The sequence below is a fragment of the Alkalimarinus coralli genome (assembly GCF_023650515.1).
GTDB lineage: Bacteria > Pseudomonadota > Gammaproteobacteria > Pseudomonadales > Oleiphilaceae > Alkalimarinus > Alkalimarinus coralli.
On record NZ_CP096016.1, the window covers coordinates 4,664,463 to 4,680,763 of the forward strand.

At 47.3% G+C, this 16,301-nt stretch carries 14 protein-coding genes; 9 read left to right on the forward strand and 5 right to left on the reverse strand.

Going from position 1 to position 16,301, the window contains the following annotated elements; translation table 11 throughout:
* Positions 1–11: 11 nt before the first annotated feature.
* Together MY523_RS21085 and MY523_RS21090 are read left to right on the forward strand one after the other, a co-directional pair.
* The gene (locus tag MY523_RS21085; protein ID WP_250656636.1) at positions 12–863 is read left to right on the forward strand and encodes a thermonuclease family protein; all 852 of its coding nucleotides are present in this window, start codon (positions 12–14) and stop codon (positions 861–863) included.
* Positions 864–1,066: 203 nt separating this feature from the next.
* Positions 1,067–2,332: a malic enzyme-like NAD(P)-binding protein gene (locus MY523_RS21090; RefSeq protein ID WP_250656637.1), complete on the forward strand. Its 1,266-nt coding sequence runs from the start codon at positions 1,067–1,069 to the stop codon at positions 2,330–2,332.
* Positions 2,333–2,573: 241 nt separating this feature from the next.
* Here MY523_RS21090 and rpmG read toward each other — a convergent pair whose 3' ends face one another.
* From rpmG to radC, 3 genes are all read right to left on the reverse strand, one after another.
* Positions 2,574–2,729, reverse strand: a complete 156-nt coding sequence (gene rpmG / locus MY523_RS21095; RefSeq protein WP_250656638.1) for a 50S ribosomal protein L33 — start codon at positions 2,727–2,729, stop codon at positions 2,574–2,576.
* An 11-nt stretch (positions 2,730–2,740) separates the two neighbouring features.
* Complete coding sequence (rpmB, locus tag MY523_RS21100; protein WP_250656639.1) at positions 2,741–2,977, reverse strand: 50S ribosomal protein L28; 237 nt, start codon at positions 2,975–2,977, stop codon at positions 2,741–2,743.
* 214 nt (positions 2,978–3,191) lie between these two features.
* Complete coding sequence (gene radC, locus MY523_RS21105) at positions 3,192–3,866, reverse strand: RadC family protein (protein WP_250656640.1); 675 nt, start codon at positions 3,864–3,866, stop codon at positions 3,192–3,194.
* Between the two features lie 219 nt (positions 3,867–4,085).
* Between radC and coaBC the strand changes: the two genes are divergently transcribed.
* The 4 genes from coaBC to argB all read left to right on the forward strand — a co-directional run bounded on the left by coaBC (position 4,086) and on the right by argB (position 9,694).
* Entirely contained in the window at positions 4,086–5,282 is a 1,197-nt protein-coding gene (coaBC, locus tag MY523_RS21110) for a bifunctional phosphopantothenoylcysteine decarboxylase/phosphopantothenate--cysteine ligase CoaBC (protein ID WP_250656641.1), read from the forward strand.
* A gap of 43 nt (positions 5,283–5,325) precedes the next feature.
* Positions 5,326–5,787, forward strand: a complete 462-nt coding sequence (gene dut, locus MY523_RS21115) for a dUTP diphosphatase (RefSeq protein WP_250656642.1) — start codon at positions 5,326–5,328, stop codon at positions 5,785–5,787.
* 321 nt (positions 5,788–6,108) lie between these two features.
* Positions 6,109–8,745, forward strand: a complete 2,637-nt coding sequence (locus tag MY523_RS21875) for a phosphomannomutase/phosphoglucomutase (RefSeq protein WP_275975279.1) — start codon at positions 6,109–6,111, stop codon at positions 8,743–8,745.
* Between the two features lie 40 nt (positions 8,746–8,785).
* On the forward strand, positions 8,786–9,694 hold the full coding sequence (gene argB, locus MY523_RS21125) for an acetylglutamate kinase (RefSeq protein ID WP_250656643.1): 909 nt from the start codon (positions 8,786–8,788) through the stop codon (positions 9,692–9,694).
* Between the two features lie 165 nt (positions 9,695–9,859).
* Here the strand turns inward: argB and MY523_RS21130 are convergent, their stop codons facing one another.
* The gene (locus MY523_RS21130; protein WP_250656644.1) at positions 9,860–10,924 is read right to left on the reverse strand and encodes a GGDEF domain-containing protein; all 1,065 of its coding nucleotides are present in this window, start codon (positions 10,922–10,924) and stop codon (positions 9,860–9,862) included.
* A gap of 261 nt (positions 10,925–11,185) precedes the next feature.
* On the opposite strand from MY523_RS21130, the gene MY523_RS21135 reads away from it, so the two are divergent.
* The 3 genes from MY523_RS21135 to argA all read left to right on the forward strand — a co-directional run bounded on the left by MY523_RS21135 (position 11,186) and on the right by argA (position 15,084).
* The gene (locus MY523_RS21135; RefSeq protein WP_250656645.1) at positions 11,186–12,481 is read left to right on the forward strand and encodes an aq_1923 C-terminal domain; all 1,296 of its coding nucleotides are present in this window, start codon (positions 11,186–11,188) and stop codon (positions 12,479–12,481) included.
* 79 nt (positions 12,482–12,560) lie between these two features.
* Complete coding sequence (gene argE, locus MY523_RS21140) at positions 12,561–13,784, forward strand: acetylornithine deacetylase (protein ID WP_250656646.1); 1,224 nt, start codon at positions 12,561–12,563, stop codon at positions 13,782–13,784.
* Positions 13,774–15,084 (forward strand): amino-acid N-acetyltransferase, encoded by a 1,311-nt coding sequence (gene argA, locus MY523_RS21145; RefSeq protein WP_250656647.1) that lies wholly within the window; start codon positions 13,774–13,776, stop codon positions 15,082–15,084. Before argE ends, argA begins: the two co-directional genes overlap by 11 nt.
* A 6-nt stretch (positions 15,085–15,090) precedes the next feature.
* Here the strand turns inward: argA and MY523_RS21150 are convergent, their stop codons facing one another.
* Positions 15,091–16,245: an aminopeptidase gene (locus tag MY523_RS21150; RefSeq protein WP_250656648.1), complete on the reverse strand. Its 1,155-nt coding sequence runs from the start codon at positions 16,243–16,245 to the stop codon at positions 15,091–15,093.
* Between the last annotated feature and the right edge of the window lie 56 nt (positions 16,246–16,301).

Sequence of the window (16,301 nt, forward strand, 5' to 3'; positions counted from 1 at the left end):
GCGGTATCTTAATGAATCGCGGCAATAAGTTATCAATAAAAAGGGTGTCTATTTGGGGCGCCCTTTTTTTATGCCTGCAGGTTTTGTTTGCAGCCCCCCTAAAGGCCGCACCTTGCACTGATGTATCGCTTGGCTTGGCAGCACAGAGCAAAATAAGTGTTGTTGAGGACGTTGTTGATGGTGATACGTTAAGGCTTGAGGATGGCAGAAAAGTCAGGCTTATTGGGATTAATACCCCTGAAATTGGGCGTATGGGGGTAGAGTCAGAACCTTATGCGCAGAAGGCGAAGGCTCGCCTTGCTGAGCTTGTAGGTGAGCGTGCGATAGTGCGCTTGAAGGTTGGAAGGGATTCTCATGACCGCTATGGGCGAGTCCTTGCTCATGCGTTTACTGAAGGCGGGGAGAGTATCGAGGCAATAATGATCCATGAAGGGCTCGGGTTTGCAATCGCGATACCTCCGAATCTGTCTTTGCAGGCGTGCCTGTATCGTGCTCAGCAGGAGGCTAGGAGGGCTAAGCGGGGTATTTGGGCTGATAGTTACTTCTCTCCCCGAGATAGCCGTCGCTTAAAGCGCGATGATACAGGGTTTCGGGTTGTCTCGGGGACGTTGGAGAAAGTCTACTTAAAGAAAGGTGGTAGCTGGTGGCTGCTGCTAGAAGGACGGCTGGCAATTATGATCCCCAAAAGTGGGCAGGAGTACTTTAGCCAACAACAGCTGAGAGCGCTATTGGGGCGGCAGGTGGTGGTTAGTGGCTGGTTGATTAAAAGGCGTCTTAGCAAAAAAGAGAAAGCTCGAAAATATAAGCCTTTTATGATGTCAGTGAAGCACCCTGCTTCTTTTATAGAGCCGACCTTTAATTAGTGAGTAGATAAAAAAATCTGAGTCAGATCAAATGATCTGATTAACGACATTTGTTGTTTCGTTCTTGCCCTTGTGTGAAAAAGTGAAACAGGTGATAATGTCGCGCCCGTGGCTAAGTAATAGTCAGGCTCGCTGTGAAGGTGAGAGGGAAACATCCCTGATGATTTTCCTGATTTAATTAACGTCAAGACGGAAAAGAAGCAATGTCTGAAGATATGAAGCAAGCTGCACTCGATTACCACGCAAATCCAAGAGCGGGTAAAATTAGTGTAGAAATCAGTAAGCCAACAAAAACTTCCAGAGATTTGTCTTTGGCTTATAGTCCTGGAGTAGCAGAGCCTGTTCGCGAGATCGCTAAAGATCCTGAAAATGCTTACAAATATACCGCTAAGGGTAACTTGGTTGCTGTAATTTCTGATGGTTCTGCGATTCTTGGGTTAGGGAATCTTGGTCCTTTGGCAAGTAAGCCTGTAATGGAAGGTAAGGGTGTTCTATTTAAGCGTTTCGCGGGTATCGATGTATTTGATATCGAAGTAAACTCTGAAAGCCCTCAAGCATTTATTGATACTGTTCGACGCATTGCAGATACTTTTGGCGGTATCAACCTTGAAGATATCAAGGCACCTGAGTGTTTTGAAATTGAGCGTATATTGATTGAGCAGTGCGATATCCCGGTATTCCATGATGACCAGCACGGTACTGCGATTGTAACGGCTGCGGGCATGTTGAATGCGCTTGAGCTGCAAGGTAAGAAAATCGAAGACGCCAAGATCGTTTGTCTTGGTGCGGGTGCAGCCGCTGTTGCATGTATGAAGCTGCTTATTAGTTGTGGTGCGGCTTCAGAAAATATTTATATGCTGGATCGTAAGGGAGTTATTCACTCTGGTCGTGATGACTTGAACCAGTACAAAGCAATGTTTGCTAATGATACTGATAAGCGTACATTGGCTGATGCTTGTGATGGTGCAGATGTATTTGTTGGTCTGTCTGGGCCAAACCTGTTGCCGGCAGAAGTGTTGAAAACAATGGCTCCAAATCCGGTCGTATTCGCTTGTTCTAACCCTGATCCAGAGATTGCGGTAGAAACGGCGCTTGCTACGCGCGATGACTTAATCATGGCGACTGGTCGCTCAGACTACCCTAACCAGGTAAACAACGTTCTAGGCTTCCCGTTTATCTTCCGTGGAGCGCTGGATGTTCGAGCTAAAGTGATTAACGAAGAGATGAAGGTTGCAGCGGTTCACGCGATCAAAGATCTTGCTAAAGAGCCTGTGCCTCAGGATGTTATCGATGCATACGGCGGCGAAGCGCTAGAGTACGGTAAGGATAACATTATTCCTAAGCCGTTAGACTCTCGCTTGTTAACTGTGGTTTCCGCAGCAGTTGCTAAGGCGGCAGTTGACTCTGGTGTGGCAAATGCGCCATACCCAGCGCATTACCCGCTTAACTCTGTTGACGACATTATCTAATTAGTCGCGTCGATAAGAGTCTGAAAAAGCCGCATTTTGATGCGGCTTTTTTGTTTTTTGGGGCTGCCGAGCATGATAGTTGCTGTTGTGAAGGGGGTCGAGAGAGGTTTTAAGAAAGGTTTAAGAAAGGTGTTGGATTGGAGGCATAAAAAAACCCCGCATAGTGCGAGGTTTCTTTACAGTCTTAAGCGCTTCTGACGACAGCTGTTTAGGGCTTTACTCAGAGCAGAGGCCGAGTTAATTACTTAATCTTGGCTTCTTTGTATGGTACGTGCTTACGAACAACTGGGTCGAACTTTTTGATTTCCATCTTTTCTGGCATGTTACGCTTGTTCTTGTCAGTCGTGTAAAAGTGACCGGTGCCTGCAGATGAAACTAATTTGATTTTATCGCGCATATCTAAGCTCCTTAGATTTTCTCGCCACGTGAACGAATATCGGACAACACTTGCTCGATACCTTTCTTGTCGATGATGCGCATTCCTTTAGTAGATACACGCAATTTAACAAAACGCTTTTCGCCTTCGATCCAAAAGCGGTGGCTCTGCAGGTTTGGCAGAAAGCGACGCTTGGTGTGGTTCTTTGCGTGCGAAACATTATTTCCAGCTACAGGTCTTTTTCCTGTAACCTGACAAACTCTTGACATATCCTGACCTCGTCTCCAACTGTCTGTTGGTAACTATTGAAACTGTTACTCTGGCTTGACTAATTGTTGAGTCATAGCCAAGGAGCCCGCCTTTATACCAGAAACCATATTTAATGGCAAAAAAAACGTGATTTAATGGCAAAAAACTAACCATTAATGGTGCCGAAATATTAAATCTATGATCTGTTTCTTAAGTTTTGAAAGCGAGGCTTGATTAAAGTAATCCGCGCTCTGCAAAGGAGGTCGCCTCACCGCTGCCAACAATAATATGGTCAAGAACCTTTACATCAATTAACGCCAACGCCTGGATTAGTTTTTTTGTTATATGCTGATCGGCAATGCTGGGCTCAGCTACACCCGATGGATGGTTGTGAGCAAAAATAACGGCCGCAGCGTTGTTTTTCAGCGTGTTTTGTACAACCTCTCTTGGGTAAACGCTCGCGCTGTCTATTGTCCCTCTAAATAGCTCTTCAAACGCTAAAATGCGGTGTTGGTTGTCAAGGTACAGGCAGCAGAACACTTCGTATGGCCGGCCTGTCAACTTAGCGCGCAAGTAGTTTTGTGTGAGAATGGGGTTTGTCAGAGCGCTTTCGGTTTGGAGTTGTTCATGAATGTGGCGCTTGCCCATTTCGAGGGTTGCTTGGAGTTGTGCGTATTTAGCGCTGCCAAGCCCGGGGGCAGAGCAAAACTCTTCCAAAGATGTTGATAGAAGCCCCTGAAGGCTGCCAAACCTTGTTAATAGCTCTCGAGAGAGATCTACAGCTGTTTTTCCCGGGATGCCTGTACGTAAGAAAATTGCCAGCAGTTCTGCGTCGCTAAGTGCTTGAGGCCCTCTGCTTAGCAGCTTTTCTCTAGGGCGTTCATTGTTGGGCCAATCTGAAATAGCCATAATTACATCCTTGTATAAATTGCACTGTGAGATAGTACGTTATTGATTGTGCCTGGTTATCCGTTGCCAGGCTGAAAATTGTAACTGAAGTAAGTGCTTGAATGTAATGATGGAGTGAAAAAAGATCGCTCAGATGTTATCTTAGACCGCAGTTTAATGGTTTTATCTGTCTGATTTTTATACCTGACTTCAATGTCATGATTTTGTTGTGTGGTTTTTATGTTAAATGGTCGTCGAATACTGGTGGGGGTTACGGGCGGCATAGCTGCCTATAAAACGGCTGAGCTTGTCAGATTGCTCATTAAAGCGGGGGCTGATGTACGAGTTGTGATGACTTCAGGGGGGCAAGAGTTTATCACGCCTCTTACCATGCAGGCGCTATCAGGAAACCCTGTTCACACCCATCTTCTAGACACTGATGCGGAAGCAGGAATGGGACATATTGAGCTTGCCAAGTGGGCTGACCTGGTTGTTATTGCGCCTGCGTCTGCGGATTTTATTGCTCGTATTTCCGCGGGCATGGCAAACGACCTGCTGACAACACTTTGCCTGGCGACTGAGGCGCCTATCGCCTTGGCGCCTGCCATGAATCAGGCTATGTGGAAAAACCGTCGTACCCAGCGAAATATAGAGGCGTTGAGTGATGACCCCAAACTGTTTATCTGGGGGCCTGCAGACGGCGAGCAAGCCTGTGGTGACATTGGTGCTGGACGCATGCTGGAGCCAGAGCAGTTGGCAGGAAGGGTGAAAGGCCACTTCGACCATGGTTTTCTGCATGGCAAAAAAGTCGTGATTACCGCCGGGCCCACCAGAGAAGCGATTGATCCGGTAAGATACATTTCTAATCACAGTTCCGGGAAGATGGGTTATGCGTTAGCCATTGCAGCTCGGGATGCCGGGGCTCAGGTTGAGCTGGTTTCCGGGCCTGTGGCTATACCGGCCCCAGAGGGGGTTGAAACGATCTATGTATCTTCTGCGTCTACCATGCTGGAGGCTGCCCAGAATGCCGTTGATAAAGGCTGTGACATCTTTATTGCTTCTGCGGCAGTCGCTGATTACAGGCCTGATGAGATTCAAGAACAGAAGATCAAAAAATCTCAGGATAAGATGGTTATTGAGCTGATTAAAAACCCTGATATTGTAGCGACGATAGCCGCAAGAAAAGATCGTCCTTTTACGGTTGGGTTCGCGGCAGAGACGCAGGATGTGGTTGCATATGCGGAAGGTAAATTGCAGAGAAAAAAACTGGATATGATCGTCGCGAACGATGTGTCTGATCAGCGAATAGGATTCAATAGTGAGAATAATGAAGCGACTGTTCTATGGAATGGCGGGTGCCAGTCCTTCTCACTACAAAGCAAGTCATTATTAGCAGTTAATATCATGGCGCTTATTGCCTCCCGAATATCATCCTGAATGCGGCGCAGAGCCACCTTTATACGTTATTGTGAGTTATATTATGTCGAAAAAAAATCTTCAGTTAAAAATTATGGATTCCCGGTTAGGGGATGAAATCCCAATGCCTGGTTACGCAACTGAAGGTTCTGCGGGTATTGATTTGCGGGCTTGTGTTGATGAGCCCGTTGATATTGCTCCAGGCCAGACCATTCTTATTCCAACAGGGATGGCTGTTCATATTAAAGACCCCGGTTTAGCCGCCGTTTTGCTGCCTCGTTCCGGGTTGGGGCATAAGCATGGCATTGTATTGGGGAATCTGGTTGGCCTTATTGATTCGGATTATCAGGGGCAGCTGATGGTTTCGTGCTGGAATAGGGGAAACGAACCTTTCACCATCAATGTTGGAGAGAGAATTGCGCAGATGGTCTTGGTGCCGGTTGTTCAGGCAGAATTTGAGGTTGTAGATGAGTTTGGTGATAGTCACAGGGGCGAAGGAGGCTTTGGCTCAACTGGCACTCACTGATTAATAGATCGCTGGGCGGGCAAGTAATTGAGCAGCCGTTCTGACGCACAGGCAAGGTCGGCGCAATTTTCAGTAGCTGATCTACACTTAGTAATATCTTGAGAGTTTTGCACGACTACTGCGCTTACAAATTCATCGTTAAAAAATGGCTCAAAATGGTGCGCTCTCCTGGGTCGACCGGGACTTATTACACATAAACTGCGCTTTTTCGTCATTTTTTGCCTTGTCTTTGCTTCGCTCATAACATCGTGCAAAGCTCTCATCTTGATTTATATGGCGATGATTTAGACAGAGTTTAATTTTCCATGACAGGGAAACTTTATGAAGCTAGGTAAAAAAAACAAATCAGAAGAAAGCGCTTCGGTGGTCGATGAGAAAGCTAAAGCAAAGGCTGCGAAAAAGAAAAAAGCTACTGATGGTGCCAAATACAAAGCGCTGACTCCTCCATTATTTTTTGCCTTGGGGGGAGCGTTAGCCGCTGTTATTCTGGTTGGATACCTGATACAAATGATGGTGATTGATTCAGCAGAAAGGCAAGCTAATCAGTCCATTTCCGAAATAGCACTGTCGAGTGTTCAGCTCCAAATTGATCAACGAGTCAGCTTTATTACCCGAGAGCTTGAAAGCATTGCTTCATTGGAGCCCGTTGCTTCAGCGCTTGACGACAGTGCAAAGCGAAAGCTGATGGAAAAAAACATCGAGGGTTATCTTCCGTATGTATCGAAGGTCTATTTCTTTAAGAAGGGGCTCGCATCCAGGGACGCTTCTTCGGAGAACCCTTTGGGCTTTTCAAGCCTTGATTTGATTAAGAAAGCAGAGAAAGGCCAAAGCCCTCACCCCGAGGCGTTTCTTAGAGGAAAAGAGTGGTTTGTACAAGCAGCCGTCCCCGTTAAAAATGCTCAGCTCGGACAGATTGCAGGAGTGCTGTTGGTTGTTTTTGAAAAAGGGGTTGTTCGGGAGAGCTTGCAGCTCGTCTCAGGTGTCGATGCGGGGAAAATTAGCCTGGTTCAGGTTATTGGCAGCTCAGAACAGGTTATTGTCACCAAGGGCAGTGGCTCCGAGAATGTGTTAACTCGCCCTACGTCTGTTCCTCATTGGCAGGTCAGGTTACAGCCGGCAAGCTCGGCTACGTCATTTATAGATATGACGCTTTATTGGGTTTTGGTCGCGGGATCAGGTTTACTGGTGATGCTGGTCGTGGCTGTTCCCTTGATGTCTCTGTTTAAAGGGCTCAGGCAAGAGTCCATCGTTGTCACTCAGTATGCCCAAGGTTTGCTGAATGCCGAGAAGAAAAAAATGCCAGAGGTCAAATACGTCATGTTCCACTCCATGGTGAGCACCATGCGACGTTTTGCTCTGGCGGCGGAGAAGAAGGCTGCAGCCGTAGTGCCTGAAGTGAAAAAAGCACCGGTTCAGCCGGTCAAGGAAGAAGACCATGCGGACCCATTATTTCAGGATAGTGATGACCTGAATATCGACATGATGGATGGTGATGATGACTTGTTAGGGCTGGGGCAAACAGCTGACGGTGTTGACCCTTTAGATGCTGAAAACGACATGTTAACAGAGGTTGAAGGTTCTGCCGTTGATGTACCACAGTCAATTTTCAGAGCGTATGACATTCGCGGAATTGTTGGTGAAACGCTGACTCCCGAAATCGTTCTGCAAATCGGTTTGGCTATTGGTAGCGAAGCGGCTAAACGAGGCCAGGCAACAATATGCGTAGGCTACGATGGACGCTTATCAAGCCCTGAGTTGGCTGAAGCGTTGATTAGTGGTTTGGTTAAATCCGGCCGAGATGTGGTCAGTGTGGGTTGTGTCCCAACGCCTGTTCTTTATTTCGCAACACACCAGCTTAATACTGGTTCAGGCGTTATGATCACCGGAAGCCATAATCCTGCGGATTATAATGGCTTTAAAATAATGCTGGCTGGAGATACGCTGGCGAATGAAGATATTCAGAAACTGTATGACCGCATCCTGATTCAAGATTACGAGCGTGGTGCGGGGCAGGTGAATCATCAGGATATTAGTCGTGATTACCTTGATACCATCCTTAATGACATTGCGGTAGCCGCGCCACTCAAAGTTGTGGTTGATGCAGGCAATGGCGTTGCAGGAGAGCTAGGCCCGGCGTTGATTGAAGAATTGGGCTGTGAAGTCATTCCACTTCATTGCGAAATTGATGGTTCGTTCCCAAACCATCACCCAGACCCCGGCAAGCCTGAAAACTTGCAGGACTTGATTCGTAAGGTCGAAGAAGAGGGGGCGGATCTGGGAGTCGCGTTTGACGGTGATGGTGATCGTATTGGGGTGGTCACCAATACCGGCAAGATTATCTGGCCCGATCGCTTGCTTATGCTATTTGCCAAAGATGTCGTATCTCGCAACCCTGGTGCTGATGTTATTTTTGATGTGAAATGCTCGCGACGTCTGAATGGCCTGATTAGTGGCTATGGTGGCCGCCCTATTATGTGGAAAACAGGGCATTCGCTAATCAAGGCAAAAATGAAAGAGACAGGGGCACTGCTTGCTGGTGAGATGAGCGGGCACATCTTTTTTAAGGAGCGCTGGTATGGTTTTGATGATGGCCTGTACAGTGCAGCTCGATTACTAGAAGTGCTGGGTATTGATGAGCGTTCGTCGAACGATGTCTTTCAGAGTTTCCCAGAGGATTTGAGTACCCCTGAAATTAATGTGGCGGTAACGGATGAAGGTAAGTTTAATTTTGTCGAAACGTTGAGCTCACAGGGTAATTTTGAAGGGGGAAATGTATCGACTATTGATGGTGTAAGAGTTGATTATCCTGATGGCTGGGGGCTGTGCAGGGCGTCCAACACGACCCCTAATTTAGTGTTGCGTTTCGAGGCGGATAGCGATGAGTCGCTGTCACGTATACAGCAGGTGTTTCGAGAGCAGTTGTTAATGATCGACCCCGAATTGGGGCTCACGTTTTAGCTTGAAGTAGATTAAAAAGAGTGTAAGAGAAAGAGATAATATGAGTACAAACCGTGAATCCGCGATACAGGTTGCCTCGGTATTGAGCCAGGCTTTACCTTATATACAACGCTTTGCCGGAAAAACTATTGTCATCAAATACGGTGGCAATGCAATGGAAAACGAAGAGCTAAAGAACAGTTTTGCCCGCGATATCGTGCTGATGAAGCACGTAGGGATTAACCCTATTGTTGTTCATGGCGGTGGCCCCCAGATTGGAGAACTGCTGAGCAAGCTGAATATAGAGAGTCACTTCGTAAACGGCATGCGTGTAACGGACAGCGCGACGATGGATGTCGTTGAGATGGTGCTGGGCGGATTAGTCAACAAAGAAATTGTTGCGTTGATCAACCGTAATGGAGGCAAGGCGATTGGTCTGACCGGGAAAGATGCAAACTTAATTCGTGCCACGCAATTGAAGGTTGAGGCATCGCTGCCTGAAATGCAAAAATCTGAAATTATTGATATCGGCCATGTTGGCGAAGTCTCTGAAGTAAATCAGGACGTGATCAACATGCTGACTCAGAGTGATGTAATACCTGTGATCGCGCCGATTGGTGTAGGGGATGATGGTCGCTCCTATAATATAAATGCTGATCTTGTGGCAGGAAAAGTCGCAGAAGAACTCAACGCCGAGAAGTTGATGTTGTTGACCAATATTTCCGGTTTGCAAGATAAGGCTGGCAATGTCATGACGGGACTAACAACAGAACAGGTGGACTCTTTAATTGCAGATGGAACGATTTATGGTGGTATGTTGCCGAAAATAGGTTGTGCATTAAGCGCCGTTAACAACGGAGTGACCAGTGCCCATATTATTGATGGACGTGTTGCTCATGCGACGCTGTTGGAAATATTTACCGATGAAGGCGTAGGGACGCTTATAACCAATAGCAAACGAGCAGAATAAATCGCTCACGAAAGCCTGATATCAAGCTGTTCGTATTTCTTGTTGGGGGGATTACCCCCTTTTTTTTGTATGTCTGTTTTTGCTAACAGGGGATTATGCGAGGCCTTCTTCAGTCGATGAAGTGAGCGCAATAATCGTATGCAGGTTCAATATGTCGAGGTAGAATTATATTCTCTGCTCTTGTGATGCGGTTTCCTCTGTCAATTCCTGCTCACCTACGACCCGGTTACGGCCACTGTTTTTTGCTTTATATAGGCACTGATCAGCTCGGTGAATAAACTCTTCCGGGCTTTCGCCATAACGGTAATCTGCGACACCGACGGATACATGAACAGCCCCCAGCTTAACATTGGCTGCGCTATCAGTGAGCGTTTGGGCAGCGATTCGAGTGCGCACATTTTCGGCAACAGATAGCGCATTTTCGTAAGAGGTTTCAGGCAGGATGACTGCAAATTCTTCTCCGCCAAACCGTGCGACGGTGTCATTGCCTTTTACATTTTTTTGCAGCATTGTTGCGACAAAGCGCAGAACCTTGTCACCGGTAATGTGGCCGAACTGATCGTTAAACTGCTTAAAATGGTCTATGTCTAAAACCAGTAAGGTCAGCTGCATCGAATTGATCTTGCTGGTGGATATCGCTTTTTCCAATTCGATATTGAACGCCCGGCGGTTTTTTACTCTTGTTAGCGCATCGGTGCTCGCCTCATTGTTAAGGCGCTCAATTTCCTCTCTTAACTGAGTCATTTCCTGAGCCATCGTATCAAGTGTGGCCTGCAGGTTCTGGGTAGCCTCTTCTCTTTTCTTTGTTTCTGCAAGAAGCTCTGTAACCAACAGATTGATGGCACTGGTATCTTCGGTATCACTCACTTTCTCGGAGAAGGACTGGAGAGATCTGGCATAGCAGCCCAACCCGCTTTCTTCATCGGCTACTTGAACAAGCAGCTCGTTGATTATTTTCCGTACGCTATCACGAATCCCGTCTACGGCTATTTGCTGCGCATTTTCAATATACTGCGAATACAAATCACTATTGAGTTTATCCGAAAAGGGGGTGTTCTTTTTGATGAGACTGTCTATTTTTTGCTTTAATTCAAGATTGTTACCAGCCGTATACTCGTACCATACTGCGTAGTTTTCCGGAGTGGTGGGTATTTCGCGCTTGCTCATTTCGGGCAAAGTAAGCTTTAAATACTTTACCGCTTGAGCTAAATCATCGTGGTGGTGTGCCATATCCCTTCGTGCCGATAGTGTCCTGTATTCTCCTACCCGTGTTGCGGAATAGGGGGGAGTGCAATAGTTAACATGCTGCCCGCTTATTATAGAAAACTCTAATGGCATTGCCTAGCACGGTCAGGTTTGAATGATAAGATAAATTTTGTCCAGCTGGAGTAGTGCTGATCAAGTTATCCTATGCTCTATATCTCTGATATAGTTCAAGTAAGGGGCGAACTCTGGCGTTGGTCATATTAGTTTTTAGGATGGCGGTTGAAAATGAAGAAGTTATTTTGGGGAATCGTTTTTGTAGCAGTTGCTCTGCTGGTTTCATTTAAAGGTTATCTCTGGTTTCAGGTATACAAACAGTTGGCTGACATTAAAGAGCAGGTAGCACCTTTTGCCGCAGTGAAATATGGCTGGATTTACTCAACCTTTGATGGTGAAGTCGGTGTTAGAGATATTAGTATTACGCCATACCTGCTTAAAGGTACGATTTCTATCGATGAAGTCAGTCTGAAAGCGAAAGACGCTGCGGCACTATTCAAGCTTGGTGACAAGCTAGAACAACGGATTCCGCCAGATCAGTTGTTGGTTAAAATAACGAATATGTCGTTCCCGCTGGATGGCAATTTTGATGAGTTTATCGGTGCCTCAGCAGACACTGAGTCAACGACGGTTTTTAATCCTTTTGGTGTTTACGGTTGCGGCGATACCGTCGTCGTTGAAGCGGATGAGTTAAGGGCAATGGGCTACGATCAGTTCACTGTCAGTAGCGAGATGGGGTATCAGTATGATGCGCTATCAAAAGAACTATCCATTCGAGCGCTTGTGGACTCAGATAGTATGGGACATAGCGAGTTCCTGGTCGACTTGGGGGTATCAGGCAACGACCTCTATGATGTTGTTGGCACACAGCAAGTGCCGGAAATAAAAAGCGCCGTCTGGAGCTTTAATGATGGCGGTTATTTCCGCCGCTTATCTTTTTACTGTGGCAAGAAAACAGAAACAGAGAGAAAACGTTATGTAGAGTATGCCACTCAAGAGTGGGATGCCGATTTGAAAGACCATGGCGTTCATCTGAATCCATCGCTGATAGAGGCGTATCGGCAATACATTCTCGATGGCGGTCTGTTAAATGTAGAAGTGCGGCCCGACCGGGGTATTGACTATACCTCTCTGTCGCTTTTTTCTGCTAACGATATTGTCAACATGCTTAACTTGCGTATCAAGTTAAATGGAGAACTGCTAGAAGACTTAAGCCTGACGATTGATGAGACAACGTTTGGCGATGCCAGACAGCAAACTGAAACTCTTCCGTCACAGCAAAGCGCGGCTTCAGAGCAACCAGACCTCAAGCCGCTCGAAAAGAGCTTTAAGGAATCAGAGATAGAAGAGGCTGAGATGTTTCTTAAGCGAAGAGCGTTAGTTGAGACCGACTCAGGAAAAACAATTGAAGGCGTTATTATTTCGGTCGATGAGCACGTTATCGAAGTCGAGCAGATTGTGGCTGGCGGAAAGGTGAGTTATCCGCTCCGCAAGCGAAATATCACCTCTTTTAAAGTATGGAAGTAGGGCTGGTTAAGGAATGGAAGTAGGGTTGGTTAAGGAATGGAAGTAGGGCTGGTTAAGGTATGGAAATAGGTCTGGCGAAATGATTAATGATGTGGCGTTACCCTCATTTGAGAAAATGTTGATGCAACTGGTATCAACACCATCGGTTAGCAGCCCATCGACAGCGTGGGATCAAAGCAACAGCCAGGTAATTGCAATACTGGCGGATTGGCTTGCATTATTGGGTTTTGAAGTCGAGCGCATGGATGTTCCTGCCCACCCCGGCAAGCAGAACCTGATCGCAACGATGGGTAAGGGACCAGGAGGGCTCGTTCTTGCAGGGCATACCGACACCGTTCCCTTTGATCAGTCAAAGTGGAGCTCAGACCCTTTTAAGCTGGACTATCGTGACGACCGGCTTTACGGCCTGGGAAGTTGCGATATGAAAGGTTTTTTCCCGGTGATATTAAGTGCCGTGCAGGGTTTTGCAGGAGCGGACTTTAAGCAACCGTTAATTATTATTGCAACGGCAGATGAAGAGAGTTCAATGTCAGGGGCCAGGGCACTGGCGGAGGCGGGCCGGCCAAAAGCAAGATGTGCTGTGATAGGAGAGCCAACCGGGTTAAAACCTATTCGTATGCACAAGGGCATGATGATGGAGTGTATCCGACTCCAAGGCCGCTCAGGACACTCATCGAACCCGGCGTTAGGGCATAGTGCGCTGGATTGCATGGTTGATGTGCTGGCAGACCTGACCCGATTTAGAGGAGAGCTACAGGCGCAGTATCAAAACCCGGCGTTCGAAATTGCGGTGCCAACGATGAACTTTGGCCATATTCATGGCGGCGATAACCCGAATCGTATTTGCGGTGCTTGCGAGCTTCAGTTTGATCTGAGGCCATTGCCGGGCATGGATATTGACTCGCTTAGAGCAATGATTAGCCAGCGCGTCACACCGATAGCGCAGAAACATCAGGTCGCGCTAGAGATAGAGCACCTGTTTGGCGGCGTACCTGCATTTGAAACGCCTGCGGAGTCTCCTTTTGTGGCGGCATGTGAGCGACTCAGTGGATACTCATCAGAAGCGGTCGCCTTTGCAACCGAGGCTCCCTACCTGCAAGCGCTGGGCATGGAAACGGTTGTGATGGGGCCGGGCTCAATAGACCAGGCCCATCAACCTGATGAATTTTTGGCCATTGATCAGGTCAAACCAGCGGTTAATATACTTAAAGGCCTGATACAGCAATACTGCATCAACGGCCTGGTGGAATACGATTTAGTGGCAGGAGACCATGCCGAAGGAGAGAGCAAAGGTGAGTTCTAAAGAGTGGGTTAACTGGTTTCGACAGTCCTCTCCTTATATCAATGCGCATCGCAAAAGAACGGTCGTGCTTACGTTGTGCGGCGAGGCGCTGGAGGACGATAACTTAATCAATATCGTTCATGATATTGCGTTATTGAATAGTCTGGGAGTCAGACTGGTTGTCGCGTTCGGTGCTCGTCCACAGATAGATGCCCGGCTTGAGGAAGCCGGTATCGCGTCGGAATTCCACCTTGGGTTGCGGGTAACGCATGAAGAGATGCTGAAATATATACTGGAGGTGTCAGGTCGACTCAGGGCCACCTTAGAAGCCAGGCTTTCTACTGGCGTTGTGAACTCGCCGATGCACGGAGCAAAAATTAGAGTATGCAGCGGTAACTATGTTATGGCACGCCCCGTGGGGGTTCTCGAAGGGACAGACCTGTGTCATACCGGTAAGGTAAGGCGTATTGATAAGGAGGCCATTGAGTCTTTGCTGGACTCCGGTGCGGTGGTCTTGCTTCCCTCATTGGGCTACTCGGTAACAGGGGATGCTTTTAACTTAAGTTATGAAGATGTTGCCAGCACGGCCGCAGCGGCACTAAAAGCAGAAAAGCTAATCATGCTGACTGACAAGCCCGGTATTATGAATGGTGAGAATCAACTCATTAGAGAGCTAACCATTGCAGACGGGCGTTCATTGCTAAACTCAGGAGGGCAACTGAACACGTTTGCGGAAGCGCAGCTGAAAGCCGCGTGTGAAGCCTGTGCAAATGGCGTAAAGCGTGCGCATATTATCAGTTACAAAAGTAATGGCGCGATTTTGGAGGAACTGTTCACTCGCGATGGTGCGGGAACCATGGTTAACTCCGACGACTATGAACAAATCAGGCCTGCACAGGTTGGTGACATTAACGGCATTATGAAGCTTATTCAACCGCTGGAGGAGCAAGGCATTCTGGTACGCCGTTCGAGAGAGCTGATAGAGACTGAGATTGGTTACTTTACGGTTGATGAGAGGGATGGCGCAATCATTGGTTGTGCTGCGTTATACCCTTTTCCTGATGATGGCGCTGGTGAGCTGTCTTGCTTTGCCGTTCGCGCTGATTATCGTCGTTATGGTCGAGGGGATGCACTGTTGGAGGCGGTCGAAAGGCGAGCACGATCCCAAGGGTTCAGTCGTTTGTTTGTATTGACCACTCAAACAGAGCACTGGTTTGTTGAAAGGGGGTTTGAGAAGTCGACCAAGGATGACCTTCCTGGTCACAAACAGTCAGACTATAACCTGCAACGAAACTCCAAGGTCTTTGCAAAGCGCTTGTAGCGTTGTCTAAGGCGCAGGTGAGTCCAGATAAGCTTGCAGTATTTTATCCCTGGACTCCTTGTCCTTCTCCCCCAGAGCTTTGGCGGATTTATAGAACTGCGCCATATTGCCCTTTGACTCCGCTATCATGGCTGTAAAGGCGGGCACAAACTGGTAATAATTGGATACGGTAATCAGTTTTGCATTGTTGATATGGTCAAACCAGCGGTGGTAGAGTCCAGACAACTCATTGTCTAGCGCCGCTTGTTGGTACTGGTTTTTCATCTGCGCAATAATCTGTTGCTTCCCGGATCGTTTGTCCTTATCGCTTATATTTGACTTATAAAGCGCTTTTAGTTTTTCTATGGATGTGGACACGGTTGATATAAAAACAGCTCTCTCTTTCATCTTTTGTTGATGCTGCCTAACACGCTCTGTTTGGTTGTTTAATGTAAGCCAGCGGCGCAACCCTTCAAGCTCAACCGCAGTGGCAAAACTTTCATTAAACGCAGTATCCCCTTTAATATAAAGCACATGGTGACTTAATTCATGGATTAACAGGGCGGCCAGGTCGCTGTCCTCTCTGTAAACGAAGGTATTTAACACCGGATCATCAAACCAGCCTAAAGTTGAGTACGCGGTGACTCCTCCGACCCAAGTATCTAACCCTTGCCGTGTTAAGTTTTCAGCCTCTTCTTCAGCCATCTGCTTTTGGAAATAGCCCCGATAGCTTTGGCAACCGATAATGGGATAACACCATTGGTGAGGCTTGAGCGATAGCTCCGGGGCTGCTGATATGTTCCATACCACAAAGTTTCGTTTGGTATCGCTGTATTGTGAGTAGCTGCCCCCAACGTCCATGCTCATCTCTGAAGCAGAAAAAGCCCTGACTCGACGAACTGTAATCAGTTTTTCCCTTAACTCTTCGGGGGTCTCCGGGTCAGCAATAAGGGATTCTATGTCTACGCGATTACTGAGTACTTTATACTGACCTGCGATTGCCTGTTGATAGTATGTAAATGTGCTACAGCCTTGTATCAGTGAGAACAGCAGCGCTGATACCAGTAGCAGGGATGCCGTTGCGAAAGACATTGTTGCGAAAGACGTCGTTGCAAAAGGCGTTGTTGCAAAAGAAGTCGCTGCAAAAGGCGTTGTTGCAAAAAGGGTTGATCGTTTTTTCATGATTCCTATACTAGCTTTTTGACGCTCCTCAGGTGTGGCAGGACGAATTTAACCTT